This window comes from Lysinibacillus sp. DFXJR4 (assembly GCF_057196045.1).
Genome location: NZ_JBXUNW010000019.1, coordinates 45,134 through 70,554 on the forward strand (window position 1 = coordinate 45,134; position 25,421 = coordinate 70,554).

At 36.6% G+C, this 25,421-nt stretch carries 20 protein-coding genes and 2 riboswitches; of the genes, 7 read left to right on the forward strand and 13 right to left on the reverse strand.

All coding sequences use genetic code 11. The features are described from left to right. Positions 1–279: 279 nt before the first annotated feature. Together AC2CGN_RS22535 and AC2CGN_RS22540 are read right to left on the reverse strand one after the other, a co-directional pair. Positions 280–1,236, reverse strand: coding sequence for a GGDEF domain-containing protein (locus tag AC2CGN_RS22535; protein WP_429988469.1), 957 nt, complete (start codon positions 1,234–1,236; stop codon positions 280–282). Further along, positions 1,214–2,095: an EAL domain-containing protein gene (locus tag AC2CGN_RS22540; RefSeq protein ID WP_484516367.1), complete on the reverse strand. Its 882-nt coding sequence runs from the start codon at positions 2,093–2,095 to the stop codon at positions 1,214–1,216. The genes AC2CGN_RS22535 and AC2CGN_RS22540 overlap by 23 nt, the downstream gene beginning before the upstream one ends. A gap of 322 nt (positions 2,096–2,417) precedes the next feature. On the opposite strand from AC2CGN_RS22540, the gene AC2CGN_RS22545 reads away from it, so the two are divergent. The 4 genes from AC2CGN_RS22545 (at position 2,418) to AC2CGN_RS22560 (ending at position 6,314) form a co-directional block, all read left to right on the forward strand. Continuing rightward, entirely contained in the window at positions 2,418–2,603 is a 186-nt protein-coding gene (locus tag AC2CGN_RS22545) for a hypothetical protein (RefSeq protein WP_283870429.1), read from the forward strand. After that, complete coding sequence (locus AC2CGN_RS22550; protein WP_429983788.1) at positions 2,593–4,011, forward strand: amidase; 1,419 nt, start codon at positions 2,593–2,595, stop codon at positions 4,009–4,011. The genes AC2CGN_RS22545 and AC2CGN_RS22550 overlap by 11 nt, the downstream gene beginning before the upstream one ends. A gap of 157 nt (positions 4,012–4,168) precedes the next feature. Continuing rightward, positions 4,169–5,326 carry a PucR family transcriptional regulator ligand-binding domain-containing protein gene (locus AC2CGN_RS22555; RefSeq protein ID WP_484516369.1) on the forward strand — a complete coding sequence of 386 codons (1,158 nt, stop codon included), beginning with the start codon at positions 4,169–4,171 and terminating at the stop codon, positions 5,324–5,326. 106 nt (positions 5,327–5,432) lie between these two features. Beyond that, entirely contained in the window at positions 5,433–6,314 is an 882-nt protein-coding gene (locus tag AC2CGN_RS22560; RefSeq protein WP_286924524.1) for a DMT family transporter, read from the forward strand. 38 nt (positions 6,315–6,352) lie between these two features. On the opposite strand, the gene AC2CGN_RS22565 is transcribed toward AC2CGN_RS22560, so the two are convergent. Further along, a complete protein-coding gene (locus AC2CGN_RS22565) occupies positions 6,353–6,925 on the reverse strand; it encodes a YitT family protein (RefSeq protein ID WP_286924525.1) in 573 nt (190 codons plus the stop codon). A gap of 229 nt (positions 6,926–7,154) precedes the next feature. On the opposite strand from AC2CGN_RS22565, the gene AC2CGN_RS22570 reads away from it, so the two are divergent. Next, positions 7,155–8,450 (forward strand): DUF2252 domain-containing protein, encoded by a 1,296-nt coding sequence (locus AC2CGN_RS22570; protein WP_484516371.1) that lies wholly within the window; start codon positions 7,155–7,157, stop codon positions 8,448–8,450. A gap of 49 nt (positions 8,451–8,499) precedes the next feature. Here AC2CGN_RS22570 and AC2CGN_RS22575 read toward each other — a convergent pair whose 3' ends face one another. From AC2CGN_RS22575 to AC2CGN_RS22595, 5 genes are all read right to left on the reverse strand, one after another. Next, on the reverse strand, positions 8,500–9,021 hold the full coding sequence (locus AC2CGN_RS22575; RefSeq protein WP_286924527.1) for a DUF2179 domain-containing protein: 522 nt from the start codon (positions 9,019–9,021) through the stop codon (positions 8,500–8,502). 116 nt (positions 9,022–9,137) lie between these two features. Next, positions 9,138–10,523 carry an aspartate ammonia-lyase gene (locus tag AC2CGN_RS22580; protein WP_429983780.1) on the reverse strand — a complete coding sequence of 462 codons (1,386 nt, stop codon included), beginning with the start codon at positions 10,521–10,523 and terminating at the stop codon, positions 9,138–9,140. 260 nt (positions 10,524–10,783) lie between these two features. Further along, complete coding sequence (locus AC2CGN_RS22585; RefSeq protein WP_429983778.1) at positions 10,784–11,893, reverse strand: Zn-dependent alcohol dehydrogenase; 1,110 nt, start codon at positions 11,891–11,893, stop codon at positions 10,784–10,786. Positions 11,894–11,918: 25 nt separating this feature from the next. Next, positions 11,919–13,430 (reverse strand): aldehyde dehydrogenase family protein, encoded by a 1,512-nt coding sequence (locus AC2CGN_RS22590; RefSeq protein ID WP_429983776.1) that lies wholly within the window; start codon positions 13,428–13,430, stop codon positions 11,919–11,921. A gap of 5 nt (positions 13,431–13,435) precedes the next feature. Next, complete coding sequence (locus tag AC2CGN_RS22595; protein ID WP_429986578.1) at positions 13,436–14,725, reverse strand: lyase family protein; 1,290 nt, start codon at positions 14,723–14,725, stop codon at positions 13,436–13,438. Between the two features lie 232 nt (positions 14,726–14,957). Between AC2CGN_RS22595 and AC2CGN_RS22600 the strand changes: the two genes are divergently transcribed. Further along, positions 14,958–15,746, forward strand: a complete 789-nt coding sequence (locus AC2CGN_RS22600) for an IclR family transcriptional regulator (RefSeq protein ID WP_429983772.1) — start codon at positions 14,958–14,960, stop codon at positions 15,744–15,746. Between the two features lie 299 nt (positions 15,747–16,045). Further along, the gene (locus tag AC2CGN_RS22605; protein ID WP_429986576.1) at positions 16,046–17,386 is read left to right on the forward strand and encodes an MFS transporter; all 1,341 of its coding nucleotides are present in this window, start codon (positions 16,046–16,048) and stop codon (positions 17,384–17,386) included. A gap of 64 nt (positions 17,387–17,450) precedes the next feature. Here AC2CGN_RS22605 and AC2CGN_RS22610 read toward each other — a convergent pair whose 3' ends face one another. The 5 genes from AC2CGN_RS22610 to AC2CGN_RS22630 form a co-directional block, all read right to left on the reverse strand. Continuing rightward, positions 17,451–18,749, reverse strand: coding sequence for a nucleobase:cation symporter-2 family protein (locus tag AC2CGN_RS22610; RefSeq protein ID WP_484516375.1), 1,299 nt, complete (start codon positions 18,747–18,749; stop codon positions 17,451–17,453). Continuing rightward, a complete protein-coding gene (locus AC2CGN_RS22615) occupies positions 18,749–19,333 on the reverse strand; it encodes a xanthine phosphoribosyltransferase (protein ID WP_283870421.1) in 585 nt (194 codons plus the stop codon). Before AC2CGN_RS22615 ends, AC2CGN_RS22610 begins: the two co-directional genes overlap by 1 nt. 431 nt (positions 19,334–19,764) lie before the next feature. After that, a riboswitch (purine riboswitch) is annotated at positions 19,765–19,866 on the reverse strand. A gap of 185 nt (positions 19,867–20,051) precedes the next feature. Then, entirely contained in the window at positions 20,052–21,875 is a 1,824-nt protein-coding gene (locus tag AC2CGN_RS22620) for an APC family permease (protein WP_429983766.1), read from the reverse strand. Positions 21,876–22,231: 356 nt separating this feature from the next. Continuing rightward, positions 22,232–22,381, reverse strand: a riboswitch (cyclic di-AMP (ydaO/yuaA leader). Positions 22,382–22,673: 292 nt separating this feature from the next. After that, positions 22,674–22,961, reverse strand: a complete 288-nt coding sequence (locus AC2CGN_RS22625) for a hypothetical protein (RefSeq protein WP_484516378.1) — start codon at positions 22,959–22,961, stop codon at positions 22,674–22,676. A gap of 243 nt (positions 22,962–23,204) precedes the next feature. Then, complete coding sequence (locus tag AC2CGN_RS22630) at positions 23,205–25,331, reverse strand: InlB B-repeat-containing protein (RefSeq protein WP_484516380.1); 2,127 nt, start codon at positions 25,329–25,331, stop codon at positions 23,205–23,207. Positions 25,332–25,421 lie beyond the last annotated feature (90 nt).

A 25,421-nucleotide genomic window follows, 5' to 3' on the forward strand; every position in this document is an offset into this window, starting at 1 on the left:
AATAGGAAAGAAATATAAAATGTAATACATTCAATTTGAATTGAACAGAATAAATGTCGTTTTTACAGAAAGTCCTTCATGGCCAAATTCTTTATAATTACGAACCCAGCTTCGCATGGACAGAGCTATCCGATAGATCATATTTTTAAGTAAGTAAGTGGTATCCTAGATTACCCTCAAAATACTCTTTTATCATCTTTAATTTCTTCGCTATATTTTGCCATACAAAAACACTCCAAAAGTTAGTTTGTTAGCTCTAACTTTTGGAGTGCGGACCCATTAATGAATGAGGTAGGGTTCTTTTTTGTATTCATTAATTAAATAACAGCTTCCTGAAATCTTTTTGCATTGTTTTTTTACACGCGTCACAGCATCTGACAATTGCTCGACAGAGGTGAATTGTTGATTTTGATTGGTAATCACCGCGATTGATAGAGATGTACATCTAAAGGGCTCTAGCTTCCCCATTCTATTATGAAATTGTAATGAAGCTAAATCCTCTGGGTTATAAAAGTCTAAAATTTGAGCATCGAACTCATTTATAATTTTTTCGCAAATAGGAAGGGTATCAAAATGAGGGAGAATTGCGACAAAATCATCTCCTCCAATATGCCCTAAAAAATCTTCTACACCAACGATATTTCTTTTCAAAATATCTGTTAAATATAGTAGGATTTTATCTCCTTTATTAAAACCGTACGTGTCATTATAGGTTTTAAAATGGTCTAAATCGAAATAGATTAAGCTATATTGTGGTAATACCAACGCTTCTTCTAGTTTTTCATCAATTAATTTATTACCCGGAAGGCTACTTAATGGATTTAAGAAGCTTGCAATAGCTACTTGGGTATCTACAAGCTTTAGTAATAGTTCGCGAATGCTAACTACCCCAACATATAAACCATTTCGTGTAACTATAACATCATCGTATAAATCTTCTGGAGGTCTACTCATTGCAACTGTGCTAACTTCAGTAATAGGTGCATGATGTTCTACCATTAAAGGATTGTCCTTAATAACAAGCTGGTTTTGACGTCCCATAAATAAATTATAGCCATAACGTGTACCAATTTTTTGATAGAAATGTGTGCGTGTAATATGCCCAATTGGTCTCTCATCTCTGACAACAACAACACTGCGCAACGATAGATTATTAGTAAACAGTAAATCCACCTCTCTGTTTTTCACAAATTCATCAATACAAGGAACCGTTTCAATGACTTCCCCTATCTTCATGGTCACCCATCCTTATTTCCCCCAAATGTATTTCCTTTGCGGGCTTTCCTATCACATATCCTTGGGCATAATGAATACCTATTTTATGCAAATATTCAAGCTCCTCTTGCCGCTCTATACCCTCTGCAATAATTTTTGTTTCTACCTGCTCTGCATATCCCATCAACAATGTCACAAGCTGTTGCTGTTCACTATTTTGATCGATAAATTGAATTAATGAGCGGTCTAGCTTAATAAATTCGGGCTTTAAATAAATAAGTGTTTTTAGGCTGTTATAGCCTGAACCCATATCATCCACTGCAATTCTATAGCCCTGTGATCGATAATGTGATAACACACGTTCAAACTCTATAAAATCTACCACTGCACTACGCTCTGTAAGCTCAAATACAACCTGCTGCGGTTTAATTCCCAACTCCTTTAACAATTGCAAGGTTTCACCACTATGATATTTCTTATCTAGTAGTACATTCGGATGTATATTTAGAAAAACTAAAAAATCTCTATTTATCAAATCTTCGGGTAATCTCTCTTTAAAACGCTGCAATGAAAGGTTACGACAAAAGCATTCAAATAAAAAAACACAGTCAGTCTGTCCAACGAATTCATAAAACTGATCGACATTTGAAAACAGTTGAGAAGGCTCTGGACGATTTAGCGCTTCAAACCCTAAAGTCTGCATAGACTGAATATCAACAATTGGTTGAAAATAAGTATGTAAAGCATTTTCTTGAATAATTTGCTTTAATATCTTTAAACGTTTTATAAACAATGTATTGTTTTGATGCTGCTCGTATAGATGCTTCAAATAAGAAAATACATTATTATTTTTTATGCTTTGTCTCACAACAGACTCCATTCTTGCACCTCTTAAATTGGTTATTATGATCTATTGTACCCCTTTATTGTAAATGTACTGTGAAGAGGATGTAAAAAGAGGTAGCCCAAGCACTAGATTTCTATCAAACACACTCATTGCTCTCTTAAAAGTAAGCTTTTTTAATTATATTTAATCATAGTACATTTTTCGCAATATACAAACTATTCAAATATAATTTTGATATATTTCATAATTAGTGTATGCTTGTAATAATAGTATTTTATTAACTTTTATAAAAATTTGTTCTTAGTAGGGAAACCTATTTAGATAAAAACTTTTTTTCCAAGGGAGGATCCTGTTAATGAGCTTGTCTATTCAACAAATATTGGAGAACAAAGGAATTACACCAAAATCTGAACACCTTGAACAATTAAAAATACGGTGGGAAGGCATGCAGTCGCTTCGAGGTAATTTAGAGGGAATCGCTATCGATGACGCTGATATTGCTATCCGTAATCTCCCTGGAGGTGATCATATTGACAACTGATTTACATTTAAAGTCTGTTGAAGAGCTGGCACCTTTACTGGAGGCTAAAAAACTTTCTCCCGTAGAATTGACGAAATCAATCTTAGATTTTGCAGAAGAAAGTCAGCCAAAGATTAACGCATTTATGGCATTTTACCGTGAAGAGGCCTTAGCACAGGCACAAATTGTAGAAAAAGAGATTTTAAACGGACAATACCGTGGAATGTACCATGGAATTCCAATGGCTTTAAAAGATAATCTGTATTTTAAAGATAAAATTACAACGATGTCTTCCAAGATTCATAAAGATTTCGTATCAGGCTATGACGCGACTGTCGTAGAAAAGCTTCGTGATGCTGGTGTGATTTTCACAGGAAAATTAAGCATGCATGAATATGCTTGGGGGATTACTAATAATAACCCCCATTATGGACCTGTTCGCAACCCTTGGAACTTAGAGAAGATTCCAGGAGGATCTAGTGGTGGCTCTGGTGCAGCAGTAGCGGCAGGAGCTAGTGTTGCCTCATTAGGTACTGATACTGCTGGCTCTATTCGAATTCCTTCATCAGCCTGTGGAATTGTTGGCTTAAAGCCTACCCATGGACGTGTAAGTAAGTATGGCTGCTACCCGCTTGCCTGGAGCTTAGATCATATTGGACCTATGACTAAGACAGTCAAAGATGCGGCAGGTATGCTAGAAATTATCGCCGGTTTTGACCATAGAGACCCTACTTGTGTAGATGTCAAAACTGAGAATTACAGCCAGCAAATCACAGGCGATGTAAAAGGTTTAGTTATTGGCATCAACGAAGATTATTTCTTTAATCGCGTTGATTCAGATGTAGAAAAGGCTGTGCGAGCAAGTATCCAAAGCTTAGTGGATCAGGGTGCAAAAGTTGAAACTGTTCGTATCCCTTCCCTGCAATATGCTGAATGGGCTGAGCTGGTTACTTCCCTTTCAGAGGCTGCAGCCATCCATCATTCAGATTTACAAAGCAGACCACAGGATTTTGGTGATGATATCCGTCTGTTATTTGAGCTAGGTGAATTACCATCTGCAGTGGATTACTTGCAGGCTCAGCAAGTGCGTCGACAAATTAAACAAGAGTTTTCACAAATATTTAATCAGGTAGATGTATTAATATCACCTACATTGCCTGTAGTAGCTAGTACTATCGGTGATAATTTTGCCACTTTAAATGGTGAAAAGGTTGATTTAATTGACAATATCATTCGTTTTACAGGCCCAAGTAACTTAACAGGATTACCTGCCCTTTCCGTCCCTTGTGGCTTTAAAGACAATTTACCAGTAGGCCTACAAATCATAGGGCCAGCCTTTAAAGAAGGTCTTATTCTGAATGTTGGCTATGCCATTGAGCAAACAAATCCACTGAAAAATAAAAAGCCTAATATTTTTGCAAACCTTTAAGCATTAAATATTTTACTAGAAATCTGCTGATTGTAATCGTCAGCAGATTTTTTTCGTTGAAATCTGTGATTCATCAATTCTAATAGAATTTTATTGACAATTACTTTTATAATAAGTAGTAGAAGCTCAATCTCAAGAAAGGTTGCTTGATATCCTTATGAACGTGGAGAACTTTTTACAACTACCTATTACAAAAGCTTTTACAGTCGTTGCTGGTCGCAATGGATTACATAAATCAGTTCAAAATGTTGAAATTCTAGACTTTGAATTTTCACCTGATATTCAAACTGTGCGTGACACGATTTTCACACCAAATAGTGTTGTGTTAAGCAGCTTATTATTTGCTAAGCAGCAGCCAGAATATTTATTGAATGCAGTGAAAAATCTTATTGAACTCGGGGCAAGTGCTTTAGCTTATAAGCCTGTAATCTATGAAGATTTACCAAAGGAAGTTTTAATGTATGCGGATAAAAACAATTTCCCAATATTACGATTTGGGGGAGATGAATTTTTCGAAAAAATCATTTTAGAAACGATGGCCTATGCAAAAACACAGGATTATTCATTTTTTTTAGAGACGATGATGAGACGTCTTATCGAGGAGGATGTCCCTGATGAACAAATCAAGTCCTTCTTACAGCAAATCAATAAGCCCTTTGATAAATATGTATTTGTCGCCAATATTCAAATACAAGAATATGTCGAAAGTCAATGGATGCAACCCCTATTTCAATTAGAGCCCCTAATGAAATCTGGGATGATTTGTTCTTATAAACAGAGTCTCTTCGTTTTATTTACACATTCATCTGAGCAGTTTCAATTTGAAGAATTTCTAAATGAATGGTTAGGGATGTATGCCATTTCAACTGAATCATTAACCTTTGGCTATAGCAGTTGTCATGTAGCTCAATCGGAACTAGCCATTGCTGTTCGTGAGGCTTACTATGCACGCATCATGGCTGAAATCGAAGCAATCCCTCATCTTCAGTACCAAACCCTTGCATCAGACAGTTTGTTAATTGAATTACATCGTAAGGACGCTAAATTTGCTATGGACTATGTGAATAGCTATCTAGGCCCCATACTTGAGGAAAAGGCTGATCCAGATTTAATTAAAACCGCCGTTACCTATATTACAAAAAAAGGGAATATCAAAGAAGTGGCGGTTGCTCATTTTTGCCACCCAAACACTATTCGCTATCGAATGGCAAAAATTCGTCAGCTATTAGCACCTATGGAAAATGAATATGTTTTCTATGAACGTCTGGCAGCAGCCGTTAAATTGTACTTATTACATAGCAAAATGAATAATTAATTAGCAGCTTTGGAATAAGTACAAAGAAACGCCTGAAAATTTAGAATTAAAATCAAAATAATTTCCTCCATCTCATGCTATTCTAGTAAAGTTAGGAGGAAGATAGATGAAACAATATATGGCTGACGGTATGCTTTTAGTTACGGCTATCGTTTGGGGTAGCGGATTTGTTATAACAGCTATCGCTTTAGAATATTTAACAGCGTATCAAGTTATGGCAGGGAGATTTTTATTAGCCGCCATTATACTAACCATTATATTTGGCTATAGATTAAAAAAAGCTTCAAAATCAGTAATTTGGAAAGGGATTATATTAGGCACCATATTGTACATTGCCTTTGCTCTTCAGACTGTTGGTTTACAATATACGACCCCATCTAAAAATGCCTTTTTAACAGCAGTCAATGTTATTGTTGTTCCACTAATCGCATATGCCGTCTACAAACGTCGTATAGATGGCTATGAAATTATTGGTTCAATTATGGCTATTGTCGGAATCGGTTTTTTATCACTACAGGGCTCATTGACAATGAATATAGGAGACGCACTTTCCTTAGCATGTGCTGTTGCATTCGCCTTTGATATTTTCTGTACAAACCTCTTTGTCCAAAAGGAAGATGCCATTGCCCTAACAATTATTCAATTTATCACAGCATCATTATTAGGTATTCTGGTTGTAGTCAGTCAAGGTGACATCCCTACTACGCTTGAAAAAGAAGCTATTTATTCTATTATATACTTAGCTATTTTTTCAACTACCCTTGCCTATCTATTTCAAAATGTGGCTAATCAATATACTTCTGCTACAAAGGCTGCAATTATCTTGTCGACAGAATCTTTCTTCGGTATGGTATTGTCAGTCATATTCTTACATGAGGTATTAACAGGTCGCATGGTTGTAGGTGCGATACTAATTTTGCTTGCTATATTAATTGCGGAGGTCAAACCCGCTCATCCCAAAAAAAGAATGATGAAAAGCTCTCGCTAGTACTTTAAAATAGTTTCAGTCTTACTGAAGCTATTTTTTTATTTTGGATGACTAGTCATTAAGCTGGTAGTAATGCCGACAACAAATACTGTGATAATGGACAGCATCAGTGTACTAGAGGATAAAAGGAACCCTCCTACAACGATAACAATGGAATCAATCATAAATATAAGAATCCCTACATTAATGCCAGTTTTATCGCATATGAACTGTGCTATTAAATCTGTACCGCCAGTGCTTGTCTGAAATCTAAGCATTAAACCTATCCCAAACCCCATAAGAATCCCACCTAATATGGCACTATAGATGGCTTCTATTTGAATAAGATTGCGAACAGGCTTCAATAAATCGATAATAAGTGAAGAAGCAATTAATCCATGTATACTATTGTAAAAATACGCTCTATATTTATACCAAGCTATTATAAAAATCGGAATACTAATGATGATAATCATTAAGCCGATTTTTAACTTGTACAAATAGTATAAAATAAGTGCTATTCCTACAACGCCCCCATCTAAAATTTGATAGGGCGTTAAGAATAAATTAATTCCTAACGATACAGCAGTACTTCCTATAAGAATAACCAGGCCTTTCGTAAAAAAATACATACAACCCCCCTCCGGGACTTAGCATGTAAATATAGTATGAAAATTTTAATATGAACATGTTATCAAATACGCCTTTGTACAAGAATACTCCCAATTTTTTTATCGAGTCCGCTCGATAAAATTCTTAATAATAGGTACACTTAAAAAATTTCATTCTTCTACTTAACAATCAAATCTTATTCCTTTATTCTCAGTATATAGTTGTAAATAAATGAAAAGAGGTATAAATATGGAACATGCACTATTAGAGCGTGTAAAGAATACACGCTTACATTTAAGAAAATCTTTGCTAGCTACTATTTTTGAAGAGTTTGATGTACAGAGAATGCAATTAAGCGAAAAGCAACGAAAAGAAAAGTATGATACGATGCTAGAAAGTCCCTTCCGCTTCTTCCGAGGAAGTGCCTACTTATTTTATTTTGATGTGACAAAATCCCCCTCTATCTTCCATACCTCTGATGTTAAACCTGCATGGATACAGGGTGATATGCATATGGACAACTTTGGCGCCTTTCAAAATGAAACAGGCGACATTGTGTTTGATGTTAATGATTTCGATGAAGGCTATGTTGGCTCTTACCTCTATGATATTATTCGCATGAGTGTTAGTATTGCACTGTATCTTGAGGAGCAGGGCTTACAGCAGGCTGCCCAGGAAACAGCTATTCATCATTTTTTACATAGTTATATTCATCAATTAAAACGATTTCAACGTAAGCAGGACGATCCACTGACACTAACATTCACTAAACATAATACAAAGGGGCCGATTAAACGAGTGCTGAAAAAGCTGGAAAAACGGCAACGTTCACATTTTTTACAGGATATAACATATATTAACGATGCTGGTCAGCGTGTTTTCCAATGGAATGATGAAGTACAGCCCGTCTCTGCTGAGGAATATGCTGCTATTACCACTGTATTACCAAGCTATAAAATTAAAGATATTGCCATCAAATACGGCTCAGGAACAGCATCTATAGGCCTGAAACGTTATTATATTTTAGTTGAGGGGCAAACAGATGCGTTAGGAGTAGATGATTTAGTGCTTGAAATGAAGGAGGTCCGCACAGCCATTCCAGCTTACTTTTTGCCATATAATGAGGTTTTTTGGGAGAATTATAAGCATCAAGGGGCCCGTGTAATCAGCACTCAAAAAGCAATGCATCATCTAGAGGACCCACATCTTGATTATGTTACAATGGATGGTCAAGAATACTACATTCGAGAGCGCTCTCCTTATAAGAAAAAGGTTAAGCCGAAAAACTATCAGGATTTAGAGGATTATTTTACAACTGCTGCAACTATGGGCCAAATTGCCGCTAAAATTCATGCCCGTGCCGATGTTGATTACTCACAGGTTTTCACCTACCATAGTGAAGAGGAAATTTTAAATGCCATTGGAAAAGAGCGCCGTGTATTTGTGGAAAGTAGTATTTTACAAGCAATGCGCTACAAGGAAGTCGTTTATACTGATTTTGAATTATTTAAAGAATGGGTTAACGAAAAGTTTCATAATAGTTAAAAATAGACCTCTGCCAAAAAAGCAGAGGTCTATTTTGTGGTAAATCCCATTATTTTTGCCTTACCTTCATTCGATTTAGCAAAAATCCACCTTTAAAAGACTTAGGCTCATAAGAAATAATAAACGCATTTGGTTCAAATTGCTCCACGATTTGAAAGAGCTCCACCTCGCGATTTCTCTTTGTTAATATTTCATATTTATAGCGATTACTATCTCGTCCTTCACCAACATAGATGGTTACAGCAAAGCCTTCATTCCGCAGGTAATTTATGAGCTCTTCGTTTTTATTCTGAGTATTGATAGTCGTATAAACGTAGCCAATCGCAAGTTTTCGTTCGATTTTTGCACCTAAAAAAATACCTAGACCGAAACCAATGGCATAAACGACCATGGCTAACATACTTTGTTTTCCACTAAAAACTAGGGAAAGGCCAAATACATACACTAACATCTCCATCATACCGAATAAAGCAGCAAGAAAAGTAATATTTTTTACCAAAAATATTGTTCGTAATGTTAGAAAAGGCACATAAACCAATTGAAGTATTAAAATCAGAACTATACTTTGCATTTGTAAGAGACCTTTCAAAAAGTAATGGATATACTCTATATATGTTTAAATAAGTAGTTACATTCTATAAAAAACTAGCATTGCCGTTTATTTAGCAATTCCCGATTCATTTTATTTCAAACATCTACATGGACTAAATTCATCGGATTTAGTAATTCTTCAGCGTCTTCCTTACTTAGCAAACCATTCTTAATAACAATTTCTTTAATGGTTGCATCTGTTTTAAAAGCTTCGGTTACTATTTTATTTGCCATTTCATAGCCAAATAATTTAGAAATGACAACAGATATCGAATAAGAGCTTTCCGCGTGCATCTGATTTATTGCCTCATTTATTTGAATGCCCTGTACACATTTATGATTAAATATAGGAATACTTGCTATTAAAAGCGAAAATGCATCAAATAAATTTTTCATAATAATTGATTCCCATATATTTAGCTCTAGCTCTCCTCGATCAACAGCGATTGTAATCGTCTGATCCTTCCCATATATATCAAAACAAACCTGCATCATCATCTCTGGAATACACGGATTGATTTTCCCAGGCATAATGGATGAACCTGGCTGTACAGATGGAATAGTAATTTCAGCTAAGCCTGCTCTAGGTCCTGAGGCAAGTAGTCTAAAATCACCTGCCATTTTAGATAACCCACTACACAATCCCTTTAAGCAGCCAGATATTTTTATATAACTATCCGTATGCTGTAAGCCATCAAAATAATCTTCTATTTTGGTCACTGTCATTCCGGTAACTTCAGGTAAATATTGGTACATCGCTTCAATATAGCCTTTCGCAACGCCTAAGCTTGTACCTACTGCAGTAGCACCAATCACAAGTTTTAAACAATCTTGTTGGACCTTTAGTAATTCGTTCTTCTGTCTTGTAATAAATGTTAAATAAGCATTAAATTGCTGACCAAAAGTCATTGGAAGAGCGTCCTGCAAGCAAGTTCTAGATAATTTAATGCTTGATTGAAACTCATTGACTTTACTTTCTAGCGTATTTTCAAGCTGTTCTAAGTGTTTAATCAAGTCCTCCAAATAAAGATAGCTAGCCATTTTCATAGCACTTGGCAATACATCATTTGTGGACTGAGACATATTCACATGCTCATTTGGATGTACACAAGTATAGCCTTTTTCACCAGTAATAATTTCATTCGCTCGGTTGGCAATGACCTCGTTAACATTCATATTTGTTGAAAGTCCTCCGCCACCCTGATAAATATCAACAGGAAATTGATTTTCAAATTTTCCTGCTAAAATTTCATCTGTCGCCTCTACAATGGCAGCTTTGATATGGTTATCAAGTGCTTCAACATGATGATTTGAAAGTGCTGCTGCTTTTTTTATATAAGCCACAGACTTTATGAGGTAGGGATAACTTTCAATGGTTCTCCCTGAGATAGGAAAATTCTCTAGGGAACGCATTGTTTGGATACCATAATATACATCGGAACAAATTTGCATTTCACCTAAGAAATCTTTTTCTATACGCATCTTTTAATCCCTTTTCTTCTATTATGAATTTACATCAATTATGCCTCGGCATAATTGAGTCCGGGATCGGCTTAGTGCTTGTACAAAGAACTCCTTTCCGATCCCGTGACATCCGCCGGAGGCTTTACCTTCTTTCAGCAGGTGTTTGGACACCCACTGAAAAGGAATCTAAACCCGCATTCATCTCACCATCTATAAAGGTGGGAGACTTCTGTACCTGCCGCTACGCTTTCGGTACAAAATACATTTACTGATAGAAGTTAGAACTCTATGACTGCTCGACCAACATTGATACAGCTACAATCATGGAAGGAATCAAATGCTTTATTAATTTCATCAAGCTTAATACGCTCTAAAACTAGCTCGTCAAGCTTAAACTTCCCATCTAAATATAATTGTGCAATCATTGGGAAATCACGGAATGGCTGTGTATCTCCATAGAAGCTGCCTTTTAGTACCTTTCCAACCCGATGGAATCCACCAGCAGGTAAATTTAATTTCTGCTCTGGATTAAAGGCACCTACTACAACTACAGTTCCACCTTTACGTGTTATTTTCCATGCATTTTCAGTAGCAATCGTATGTCCTGAACAGTCAATTGCATAATGGACACCCACACCGTTTGTAATTTCCTTGACAATTGCTTCAATATCTTGATCTTTTGTGTTAATAATGTGTGTTGCGCCAAATTCCTTAGCAATTTCAAGATTGGCATCTTTTACATCACAGGCAATTATTTTAGCTGCACCTGCTATGGCAGCTCCTTGTATTGCATTTACACCAACTCCACCAATTCCGAAAATCGCTACTGTGGATCCTGGTTTTACACCCGCTGCATTGACTGCAGCCCCATAGCCAGTAGCTACACCACAGCCAATAAGTGATGCTTGTGCAAGTGGCATTTCATCAGGTATTTTAATACATGACATCTCTGGTACAACTGCATATTCAGCAAATGTTGAAAGTAACGAATTATGATACACCTTCTCATTGTTCATACTTAATCGAGAAGTACCATCCAATAAGGTACCATCAAACATTGGTCCAAATGCAGATTCACAAAGATGGACCTTTCCTGTTACACAAAATTCACAAGTACCACAGTAAGGTACCCAACTCAGCGCCACCTTATCGCCGACTTTCACATTCGTTACACTTGAACCAACAGCTTCCACAATTCCTGCACCCTCATGGCCAAGTATGGTTGGCGTTGGTGTTGTTGCATCACCCAATGCATTTAAATCACTATGGCAAACGCCTGTAGCCGCTATTTTTACTAACACTTCATTGTGCCTTGGCTCCGCAAGCTCTACTTCTAAAATTGCTAATGGTTTATTTATTTCTGTCATAACAGCAGCTTTCATTTTCATGATGATTTCCCCTTACGATATCAAATTAATATGCAAACCAAATTGCTCTTGTTTTGGTAAAAGCAGATAAAGAATGGATGGCGTATTCTTTACCCCAACCACTTTGCTTGACGCCTCCAAATGGACTCGCAAAATCATAACAACCATATTTATTAACAAATACCATACCTGCATCTAATTGATTGGCTACACGGTGGGCACGTGATGTATCACCTGTCCATAGACCCGCAGCTAGGCCATAGATTGTGTCGTTCGCCATTTTAATCACATTTTCTTCTGTATCAAAAGGAATGATGCAAAGTACTGGGCCAAAAATTTCTTCCTGTGCAATTTTCATATTGTTATCTACATCGGCAAAAATAGTTGGTTGTACAAAATAGCCTTCTGCATTTGTACCCGTTAGATCACGCTCACCACCAGCAACAATTCTTGCCCCCTGCTCTTTGCCGCTTTCGATATAGCTTAAAATTGACTCCATATGCTCTTTTGATATTTGAGCACCCTGCTTGCTGTTTGGATCAAACGGGTCACCACACTGATAATTTTTTGCATAGTCAGCAATCTTCTCGACAACTGTATTATAAATAGCATTCTGAACAAATAATCGTGTTGGTGAAGAGCACTTTTCACCTTTATGTGTAAATAAACCATAGAAAGAACGTTCAATTGCGCCCTCTAAATTTGTTACGTCCTCAAAAATGATGTTCGGTGATTTACCACCCAATTCTAAAGTGACTGGTTTCAAGTTGCTATCAGCGGAATCATGCAATAATTGTTTACCTATTTTAGTACTACCTGTAAATGATAGCTTATCAATATTCATATGCTGGCTAATATAGGCTCCTACTTGACCGTCTCCCAAAATTAAGTTAATAACACCCTTTGGTAATAGCTTTGCTTCATCTATAATTTCAAACAGTCGTATAGCAGAGAAAGAAGTTTTATCAGCAGGCTTTAAAATAACGGTATTCCCCATAGCTAGGGCGGGTGCCATTTTTAAAACTGCCATTTGAATCGGAAAATTAAATGGTACAATTTGACCGCAAACGCCAATTGGGTCACGAGTTGTTACACTTAAAAAATCCCCTTCCACTGGATTATTTTCACCATAGAATTTATCAGTCCATCCAGCATAATATTCAAATAAATCGTGTGCCTCTTGTACATCATCATTGTAGGCTTCTGTATATAATTTGCCATTATCAAGTGTCTCTAAGGTTGCCAGCTCTGCGTGATGCTCAGCAATTAGCTCACTAATTTTACGTAATACTCTGCCGCGTTGCTTTCTGCTCATATTTTTCCATTCAGGATTAGAAAGTGCCTCTCTCGCCGCTTGAACTGCTGAATCTACATCTTCTTTAGTAGTACAATAGAAACTGCCAATTATCTTTCCATTTGCAGGATTGATAGAATCAATTGTATGACTACCACTATCTATCCACTGTCCATTGATATAACTTCTTTTTGCTGTTGATAACCAATCGTGAGCCCACTCTAGCTTGGGCTGTTCAATGCCCTCAAAAATTTTCTGATTCATAATTTTTAATCCTCCCATTTCTCTAAAGATTGTTGTTTCAGTAATTTTGTAGCCTCACTGTATCCTACTTTGTCTTTTAAATCGCAAATTTTCGGTATACGCGTATTAGATAGTTCTAGACATCTTTGCTCATTGGCTTGAATACCGACAAGACAAAGATGTGTGAAGCTTTTTAAGCAATTGGAAAGCATATAAAAGCCATCTAATATATGCACACCCGCAAAGTTTTCAAATACATTTAAGTCCAATTCTCCATGCTCAAATGCTGTCTGAACTACTCGCTCAATGCCAATGATTTCACTACAGCATTGAATTATTGTTTCAGGCATTACGGGATTTATTTTTCCAGGGAAAAAAGATGACCCTGCCTGTATAGCTGGCAATGATATTTCAGCAAAACCTGCTTCTGGTCCTGAAGATAACAATCGAAGGTCTTTAGCCATTTTCAATAATGCTGTAGCAAACAAACATAACTGCTTAGACACCTCAGCTAAATCATCTATATTTTGAGCAGCATCAAATAAATTCTCACGGCGCCTTATCGGTAATTGTGTAACTTCCTGTAATTTTTTAATGACTATTTGTTTATAATCCTCACTAGCACCATCACCTTTACCTATAACAGTTCCTCCAAGATTAATCGTCAATAGTTCATTTATGGATGCTTGTAATTTTTGATGCCTTCTTTTAATAACTGCCTCGAAGCCGCTAAATTTCTGCCCAAGCAGAATACGTGAAGCATCCTGCAAGCATGTTCGTGAAATAGTTGTAATGGGCATAAATTGTACTGTTTTACGGCTTAAAATTTGCGATAAATACTGTATTTCTTCATCTAAACGCTTGTAGCCACTCACTAACGCTAATCGGATAGCAGTATGACAAGCATCTGCTGTCGATTGTGAAGCGTTTACATGTTCGATTGGATGGACAGGAGCATAGGTACCATTCATATCATTTGATAGATTAGCTACTACCTCATTTATGTTCATATTAATGCCAATGCCGCCCCCACCATGGTATACGTCTACAATAAAATGCTCTGTATATTTACCATCAATCAAAGCATTACACGCTAATATAATCTTTTCTTTAATTGATAACGAGATTATCTTGGCCTCATAGTTTGCCATAGCAGCGGCCTTTTTTACCATTGCTAAGGCTTGGATATAATCTGGATAATCTTTTAGTATGTTTTTTGAAAAAGATAGGTTTTCTTTTGTTCGAACAGATTGAATACCGTATAAAGCTTCATCGGGAATTTCAACAGTCCCAAAAAAATCAGTTTCTATTCGCATAGTCTAGATGGCTCCCTCAACAACAATTAATGACCTCTACATCATTAATTGTTCATATTATGAACTTTTTATTCACATTAAGAACTTTAGGCTATTATATGTCTGAAAATTACGAAAGTCAACACGAAAAAAAGCTTTGTTTTTTGACTTTTTTAATTAGCACCATTCAAATAAATTGCCTGTAACCACGGACAGCTTTGATTTTCAAAACTAACTATGTATAATTAAAAATATGAAAACGAATAAACTTATAACAAATAAAAATGGAAAAGACGGCACTACAGTTCAAGCAGTAGATAGAGCTTTACTCCTACTAAAGCTTATAGGAGAAAACAGCTCACCTATTTCTGTAAAAGATTTGTCCCTCAAAAGCGGTCTAAATAGGACAACTGTTTGGCGGTTAATTGGAAGTTTAGAAAATGAAGGTTTTGTTGACAAAGACATTGCAACGAATAGCTATCAGCTTGGGTTTACATTCTATCGACTAGCTTCACAAAATAACCCATATAGTTCGTTAATTCGCAGAGCTCGAAGTACATTAGAGGCCTTAAGAGAAAAGGTAGGTGAAACAGTATTATTAAGCGTTCCAAAGCACAACGGTATTTTAACAATTGACCAAATTGATACAAATCATAGTGTAAGATTAGTTGATTATACAAATACTGTTACACCTTTACATTGCACCTCTAATGGAAAAGTACAATTAAGCTTACTTTCTAAAAAAGAACTCGAACAATTTTTAGAGCAAGAGCTTATTGCAACTTCGAAATATACCATAACAGATCCTAAGAAATTGCAAGAAGAACTTGAATGGGTACGTTCTCATCAGGTAGGATTATCAATTGGGGAGTTCGATGAAAATGAAAATGCTATTTCTGTACCTATTTTCGATAGTAGGAAGAACCTAGTAGCATTTTTAACATTGGGAGGACCTAGCTTTAGACTTTCAAAAGAAGATTTATTAAATCTTAAGGATATGGTATTAAATGCAGCTAAGGATATTGAAAGACAGTTAACATAATTTATCTAGTAAACAAGACAAAGTCGAACTTACGGCATTGTCTTTTTTTATTGAATTATTTCTGCAATTTTCAACAAATAAAGAGAATAATGTCATTTAAGAGAAGAATTCGCATTGAATTCGCTTTCAAAAAGCAATTGACAACATATTCACCGTAGACATATAATTTACATATTCGCATAACGACCATATAGTTCGTATTATGAACTTTAATTAAGAACAATTTCCTCTACTAAAGATTTATTCATATTACTTCAAACAAGAATATGTTGACTAAAGGGCGATGGGAGGAATTTGATATGAGTAGTAACACAATGACAATGGACAACTCGTTAAAGATTAAGCTAGATGATGCACCACTTAATAAGTTTCATATAAAAATTGCCGGCTTAACATTTGGAGCGCATTTCACTGATGGATATATTTTAGGAATTGTAGGTTTTGCACTTACATTACTTACTCCACAAATGGGTTTGTCTTCATTTTGGGTGGGGTTGATAGGAAGCTCCGCCTTAATCGGCTTATTTTTAGGCAGCTTGGTTTTAGGCTGGATTTCTGATTATATTGGCAGACAAAAAATATTCGTTCTCAGTTTTACGATTATAACAGCTGCTTCTATTCTTCAATTTTTTGCTGATTCACCAACTGAATTAGTTATTTATAGGATATTAATCGGGATTGGTCTTGGTGGAGATTATAGTGTTGGACATACTATGCTTGCTGAATTTTCACCTCGTAAACATCGCGGGGTTTTACTTGGTTCCTTTAGCGTGATATGGACAATTGGATATGTTGTCGCCAATATTGTCGGAATTTTCGCAACAGACGCATCTCCTGATGCATGGAAATGGATGCTAGCCTCTTCTGCCATACCTGCATTTATTATTTTAATTATCCGCATGGGCACACCAGAATCGCCAAGATGGCTGGTAAGCAAGGGCCGACATGAAGAAGCTCTTCAAATTGTGCAAAAATATATAGGACCCAACATTATTTTGGATGATGAAGTAGCACATGCTAAGAAAAGTAGCTTTGCATCTTTATTCCACAAAGATATGATTAAGCGCACTGCCTTTAACTGTATTTTCTTTGTATGTCTAGTAATGCCTTATTTCGCTATTTACACATTTTTACCAATCATTTTAGATGAAATAGGCTTAAGGGCTGGTCATACTACAGATTTCTTATTAAATGGCCTACTAATTATAGGAGCATTGCTAGGAATTTGGTTTACTATTAAATATTCTAGACGTGGTTTCTTAATCTCTTCCTTCATTATATTGGTTATTTCTTTGGGTCTTTTAAGTGTATTACCAAGTAATTTAACGGTTCTTATGATTATTGCTTTCTCTGTATTTACATTAATTTTATCTGCCGTGAGTAATCTTGTAGGTGTTTTCCCTGCTGAAAGTTTCCCAACAGACATTCGTTCCTCAGGGGTTGGCTTTGCTACAGCAATTAGTCGGTTAGGTTCTGCTGCTAGTACGTTCCTGCTTCCAATGAGTATGGCTAACCTTGGTGTACAAAATACAATGCTTTGTTTAACGGGTATTTTAGTCATTGGTACCATTGTTTCGATTGCTTGGGCTCCAGAAACTAAAACACTATCTTTAAGTGATGCTAGTAATGTTTCTGAATAAATAATATAAAAATACCGGCTGCTTATTAGTCATATCTAGAAGCAGCCGGTATTTTATATGATGGTTATATCTCCCCATGCATTGGGTCTTTTTTGTGCTTTGGCCCAATCATGTTGAATAAAATATTAAGGATAATCGCTGTGACTGAACCACAGACGATACCATTTGACGTTAAGATTGAAACGCTTGTTGGTAGTGCATCGAAAATTCCCGGTACCACTGATACACCGACACCTAAGCTTACTGCAATCGCAGCAATCATGGCGTTTTCCGCTGACTCATTCATAACAGGTACTAGCATGCCCATACCTTGAGTTATTACCATACCGAACATCGCAAGCATTGCCGCACCAAGTACCGGTGTTGGAATAATCGTTGTTAATGCTGCGATTTTTGGTAGGAAACCAAGTGCTACTAGTAATCCACCTGTGATGTAAATGACTTTACGGTCTTTTATGCCAGACATACGTGTAAGTCCCACGTTTTGTGAGAAAGTCGTATATGGGAAGGCATTGAAAATACCTCCGATCACAGAGGCAAGCCCTTCTGAGCGATAGCCTCGCGCTAAATCCTTTGAATCTAATTTTTTATTACAAATATCGCTTAGTGCAAAATAAACTCCTGATGATTCTACTAGAGATACCATCGCAACAAGTGTCATAGTGACGATTGCGGATGCATTAAATGTTGGCATACCGAAGTAGAAAGGTTGAACCATGTGTAACACATCTGCTTCTGAAACTGGACTAAAGTCGACCATTCCCATAATTGCTCCTAGGATTGTCCCAGCAACTAGACCGATTAAAATAGAAATCGCACGCACAAAGCCTGTAGAAAAACGATAAACCACTAAAATAATAACTAAAGTAATGAATGCTAAAGCGACATTAGCGCCTGATGCAAAATCCTCTGCCCCTTGTCCACCTGCCATATTGTTTAATGCTACTGGCAATAAAGAAATACCAATAATTGATACTACAGAACCTGTCACAACTGGTGGGAAAAACTTTACTAGCTTTCCGAAGAAGCCAGCAATAATAACAACAATGACTCCTGAAGCAATAATAGAACCGTAAATATCTGTAATCCCCTGCTCAGGATTTGTCCCGATCGCAATAATTGGACTAACCGCAGTAAACGTACAGCCTAGTACTACTGGCAAGCCAATACCGATAAACTTACCTGAATACACTTGTAATAGTGTTGCGATCCCACACATCATAATGTCAATCGCCACTAAATATGTCATTTGTGCAGAATCAAAGCCAATAGCCCCACCGATAATGAGTGGTACTAAGATGGCTCCAGCATACATCGCAAGTAAATGTTGAATCGCTAGCGTTGTCGACTTAAAGGTATTCATTACGCGCGAGCCTCCGCAGCAAATGTTACGTTGCCATCTTCTAGAGAGTCGATAATGGCTAATGATTCTACACGAACTCCTTGTTGACGTAATAATTTCCCTCCATCTTGGAAGCCTTTTTCGATAACGATACCAACACCAACCACATTGGCACCTGCTTGAGCTGCAATGTCAAGTAATCCCTTTACCGCTTCCCCATTGGCAAGGAAATCGTCAACGATTAGTACATTATCCTCAGCATTTAAGAAATTACGTGATACGGAAATATCATTTGTTTCATTTTTTGTGAATGAATGTACTTTTGAAGAAAAAAGATTATCTGATAATGTTAATGATTTACGTTTACGTGCAAACACTACTGGAGCACCGATTTCAAGCCCTAACATAACGGATGGTGCAATTCCTGAAGATTCAATCGTTAAAATTTTTGTAATAACTTGGTCCGAAAAGCGATTGGCAAATTCATGGCCAATTTCTTTCATTAGCATTGGGTCGATTTGGTGATTTAAAAAAGAATCTACCTTTAATACTGATGAAGATAAAACTTTTCCCTCTTGCGTAATTTTGTCGTGTAGTAACTTCATTTCCTTTTTATCCTTCTTTCTTATAGTAATAACTTATTATGAGCTAATAACACCCATTATAGGAAAATCTAAAAACGCTCATTCCAAGTGATCAATTTCGCCTTGACGTAATTGTTGCTGTCGCTTCGCTTTCGCACAGATAAACAATGCGTCCGGATTTAGAATTGTGCCTACACAATTCATTCCTTTGAAAATCCGTGACATCCGCCGGAGGCTTTATCTTCATTCAGTAGGTGTTTGGACAACCACTGAAAGGAACCAAAACCCTTCTATATCTGCCGCTGCCGCTATGCTTTCGATAAAAAAAACATTTGCTGAATGAAGATAAAAAAAACGCTGAATACCTTGATTCCATTCATCTACGAGTGGAGCAAAGCATTCAGCGGAAAACGTCGAAACGAATAGAAAACATCATTACCCTGTATGAGGTTTCCTAAAGCATTGCTACCCATAGTCGATTTATTTACGGTAAATCGGTAGAAACTCGCGAGCCCTATTCTCGCTATTATATGAGTGAAACGGTATGAAACTGTAAAAACTTCCTTATGGCTATTCCGTTTTTCAATCCACACTTCATTCGGTATGCGCTTATATGTCACCTCGAATAAAGTTTGATTTTTCGGAATTTACTGGTATTCTATTAATTTTTAATTGTAAACGTTCGTGTTTTACAATCAACGTACTGATTATATCAGACAATTTTCAACCTTGCTAGTCATTATTTTGATAAATGAAAAGGTACTGTCATAATGACGACATTTTTGTGAAATAACAGCGAAGCCCGAATTAATAGACTCGATTGATTGTGCAATATATGATGCCATCCTTTTTTCGGTAAAAACTGTGGAATCACAACAGTTACTTGATGCCCTGTTTTTAGACATTGATGTTCTACCTTATCTATAAATTTCATTAACGGCTGTGTAATACTTCTATATGGAGAGTAATATGTTACAAGCCGTATAGTTGGCTGCCACACTTTCCATTTCTCCTCAAAAGCCTTCGCATCAGCCTGATCAAAAGCTACATAAAAGGCAATAATTTTATCTACGTTTAATGACTGTGCATAATGTAAGGTGTTTTCCACTACCTTTGTAATTCCAGCCACAGGTACAATGAAAACATTTCCTTCAATAATTGGTAGCTCCTGATCCACTAATCTAAGCTGTTCACCTACTGCCTGATAATGATGCTTGATGCGATGAAACATTAGAATAATGATTGGTAAAAAGATAAATACGGGCCATACCTGAGGTAATTTCGTCACAAAAAACATCATGGCAACAACAAATGAGATAATTGCTCCGATTGTGTTAATTGTAAATTTAGGTATCCAGCCTTTAGGTTTTTCACGCCACCATTTTCGCATCATCCCTGCCTGTGCTAAAGTAAATGGAATAAACACCCCAACCGCATAGAGGGGAATTAAATGCTCTGTCATCCCATCAAATAAAATGATTAATACAATTGCTGCTAGGCCCAGCATCATAATACCATTCGAATAGCCTAGGCGATCTCCACGAATTTGAAAGATTCGAGGAATAAAACCATCCTTTGATAAATTAACAGCGAGTAAAGGAAAGGCTGAATATCCTGTATTTGCAGCAAGTACTAATATCATTGCCGTTGTTCCCTGAACAATATAGTAAAAAATATTTCTACCAACACTTGCCTCTGCAATTTGTGAAACTACTGTTGCTTTTGCATTTGGGGCAACTCCATAAAAATAAGCTAGGCTGACAATACCTATAAATAGTACTGCTAAAATTGCCCCCATTGCTAATAATGTTTTTGAGGCATTTCTTGGAGCCGGATCTCTAAAATTAGGGATGGCATTTGAAATAGCCTCAACACCAGTCAAAGCAGAGCTACCTGATGCAAATGCCTTTAATAATATAAATAAACTAATTCCAGCTACTGGTGTCCCAACCTTTGGATGAAGTTCTGCAGGCACCTGACCAGTCATGACGTTGTAAATCCCTACTCCAATCAGCACCAGCATCACTACTACAAACAAATAAACGGGATATGCTAGAACAGATGCTGATTCCGTTACACCCCGTAAGTTTAAAATCGTTAGACAAATAACAAAAAACACAGCAATTATAACATTATATGAATGTAAACTTGGAAATGCCGAAGTTATCGCATCGGTCCCCGCTGATACACTAACAGCAACTGTTAAAATGTAATCAACAAGTAATGATCCTCCTGCAACAAGACCAGCATTGACGCCTAAATTTTCCCGAGACACAACATATGCCCCTCCACCATGTGGATAAGCAAAAATTACCTGACGATACGAAAAAATGAGTGCTGTTAGTAGCACAATAACCCCAGCAGCAATCGGGAGTGAATACCAAAAGGCAACTGTACTTACAGTCATAAGTACAATTAAAATTTGCTCAGGCCCATATGCCACCGATGACAAAGCATCAGATGATAAAATGGCAAGTGCCTTTGTTTTACTTAGCTTTTGTTCCCCTAATGCGTCGGATCTTAATGGTTTGCCGATAACATAACGTTTAAAGGAAGATTTCATAATAAACACCTTCTAGTTTCATAGAGTGTGTTTCGCATTTCTAAATCGATTACGCCTTCGCATAATCGGTTATACACTGGGGCTTTCTTTTTTATCCCTAGACGATCAATTTCGTCTTGGCGTAATTAGGTCCGGATGATTTGTGCCCGCACAATTCAAAATCCGTGACATCCGCCTGAGGCATTATCTTCATTCAGTAGGTGTTGGGACAAACTGAAAAGGAACCAAAACCGCATTCATCTCTCCACCCGTAAAGGTGGGAGTCTTCTACTGAATGAAGATACATGGGATAAAAAAAGTCCACAAGTCATCACGAAATAAGACTTGTAGACGTTCATTCGTCTGCCAAGCTCCACTTTTCTGCTCTTAACGCTTACGAGGTTAGCTGTCGGATTCGGGCCTGAGTAGCCCTACCCTCCATAATTGAAGAGATTCACCCCAAGGATTACCTAGTCATCCGTAAAAATTGGGTCCCCCGCGTTTAGTTGCTTCAGCGATTTAGAAATTTGAAACTTTTATAATGATGTCATATTACGCCTGTCGATTAAAAAAGTAAAGAAGAAAATTTTTCATTAAAACGTGTGAAAAACATAAGCTTCTTTAGCCATGTAAATAACAAAATTGATTATGGAATTTATACGAAAAAAGCTATCTTAAAAGTATATTCCCACTTTTAAGATAGCTAAAGCACATTAATTAAACCCTTTAATAACTTCATAATTGGAAATTATTATTTTATTTCCTTAAGTAATTTCTCTTACCCTTAAATGTTATAGCATGGCTGGAATCTCTTTTGATTTACTTACTTCTTTCACCTTCAACATTCGTTATCAGCGAAAAACGATCCATGTAACGTTTTGTAAATATATCAGCACTTATTTTAGCTACCTTTTTACCATTCAGCTCATCTGGAATAGAAAATGCATTGGTTTCCCCATTATAATGAATTACAGTAACAGTACCATCAGGGTTATTTCTCCAATCATAATTTCTTTCAGCTTCCTTTATGGAAAGATTAATAGACACAGCGGCAAAAACAATAAACAGAACAAAAAATATAAATTGAATAAGCTTTATTTGAATCACTCCTTTTTGATCAGGGAAAATTCGCCACCTAAACAAGTAATAAGACTTCCATTTCAGGATGTTTATGTAGCAAAAATCTACGCTTAAAGCCCCAATTGGTCAAAGCGAGACTGATGAAATTCCGGTTATAACTCTTATGATAGGGACTTTACATTTCGAGCACCATTGAGCAATGTTAATCGTTTGCTAAAAATAAAAATCCCATCAATAACTTTTTCAAATTGTTATTGATGGGATTTTAAGTTATTGTTGAAGGGCTCTGTGTAAAAATGCTGCAAACTGTGCACGTGTAATATAATCTTCTGGTTTAAAGTTACCATTATCTCCTAGTGCAATACCGTTCGCTGCAAGAATTTCAATATAATCATATGCCCAATGTGTTGCTGGGACATCATGAAATGTCTCTTTTTCCGTTGACGTTAAATGAAATGCTAGCACCAATACTTTTGCCATCTGAGCGCGTGTCATATTGGCTGTAGGATTAAAGTTTCCATTCACTCCGTCAAATAGCCCTGCCTGTTGTACTCGCTGGATAACCTCAGCGTATGGATGAGTTGCAGAGATATCATTAAATGCCAACACTTCTTTTTTCGGCTCTAGCTCCATTGCCCTTGCTAGCATCAGGGCAACGTGCTGACGCTGAACAGGAGCATTAGGCTTAAATGTGCCATCTGGATATCCTGTAATTACGCCTTCTTTAGCCATTGCCTGAATCATTGTCCATGCCCAGTGATCCCTAGGAACATCTGAGAAAGTGATGTCTTCTTCTGGTTGAGGTGTTGGCTTAGGTGGTTGTGGCTCAACCGGCTCTTCTGGCACAGAATCTGGTTTCTCAGGCTTGGGCTGCTCTGGAGTCGGTTTTGGATGTTCTGGTACTGGTGTTGGCTCTTTAGGGATTGGAGTTGGGTTAGGTGTAGGATTTGGACTATACCCTCCGCCACCTGTTGAGCTATCTACTCTCCACTTTGCATAAAGCTTTGTATCCTCTGTTACTACATTAGTATCAAAATACCATTGCGTTGTAAAAGTTTGGTCTTTATACCAGCCTTCAAATACATAACCAATTCTAATAGGATTTTGAGGTTCTATAGCTTTTTCATTATATGCGATTGTCTGTGGGGAGACTGCTGTTCCACCATTGGATACAAAGGACAACGTGTGTTCTTTTATCCCCCATTTAGCATATAAAACGATGTTTGCTTGTACTCTATCCGTGGCAAAATTCCATTTCTCTGTAAGGTCAGCATCCTTAAACCAGCCTTCAAAAATAAAATTCGCCTTTGTCGGATTGCTTGGTTCAGGTAACATGTCATTATATCTAATATGTTCTGGTGCCACAACTGATCCATCGTTTGACTCAAATAATACCTCAACATCTGGTTTACTTGTCCATTTGGCATACAGCGTTGTATCGGCAGTAATAAAGTCAGAATGAAATTGCCAAAGTTCAATAAATGATGTGTCTTTGTACCAGCCTTCAAACGCGTAGCCCAGTTTTACAGAATTATTAGGTTGATTCACTTTTTTATTTAATTCAATCTCCTGAGAATCAATACTTGTCCCACCATTTGTTTCAAACAGTACAGTAAATTTGAGCACTTGGAACTTTATATTCGACTTTTCTGCATACTCTTTTGCAGTAGAAGAATTTGGAGCATAAATAATCATATTAGGATGATGTCCTATAAAAACATCATCACCAATTTCTATATCCTTAGAATGTATACGAATAATTTTTAAATAGTTATGAGAAAATGCTTCAGCTCCAATTATTTTCATACTTTCTGGGATATCTATACTTTCTATATCGTTCCCTGCAAATGCACTTTCCCCTATTATTTCCATACCATTTGGGATTTTCACGCTCACAATATCATTATTAGAAAAAGCATGATTTCCTATATTGATAACACTATTAGGGATATCTATGTGTTCTAATAAATTTCCAGAAAATGCATAGGAACCTATATTGATTAGATTATTAGGGAGCGTCACATTTGTTAGTTGATTTAAAGAGAATGCCCCATCACTAATACTTGTTATACCACTTGGGAGTTTTACACTTGTTAGTTGATTTTGATAAAAAGCGTAAGCTCCAATAGTCGTTACCGTTTCTGGTATTGTTATACTTGTCAGTTTCTTATTATTAAACACCCAAGAATCTATTCCTGTTACCACTTTACCACTCAATTGATCAGGAATCACGACGGTTCCACCAGTACCAGTATAAGCCTTTATTGTTACTGATCCATCAGGATTAACATCAAACTCATATTCCCCTTCATTAGCATAAGTAAAGGGTATTTTTATTATCATCATGATGAAAAATAACGTAAAAAGTATCCCATATTTTATACTTTTAGTTTTCATATAAACTCTCCTTTCTATATCTCCCTCATCTTAAAGATAATAATTTACTTCTACCATTGAGGAATGTTAATATTTTTTTCAAATACAAAA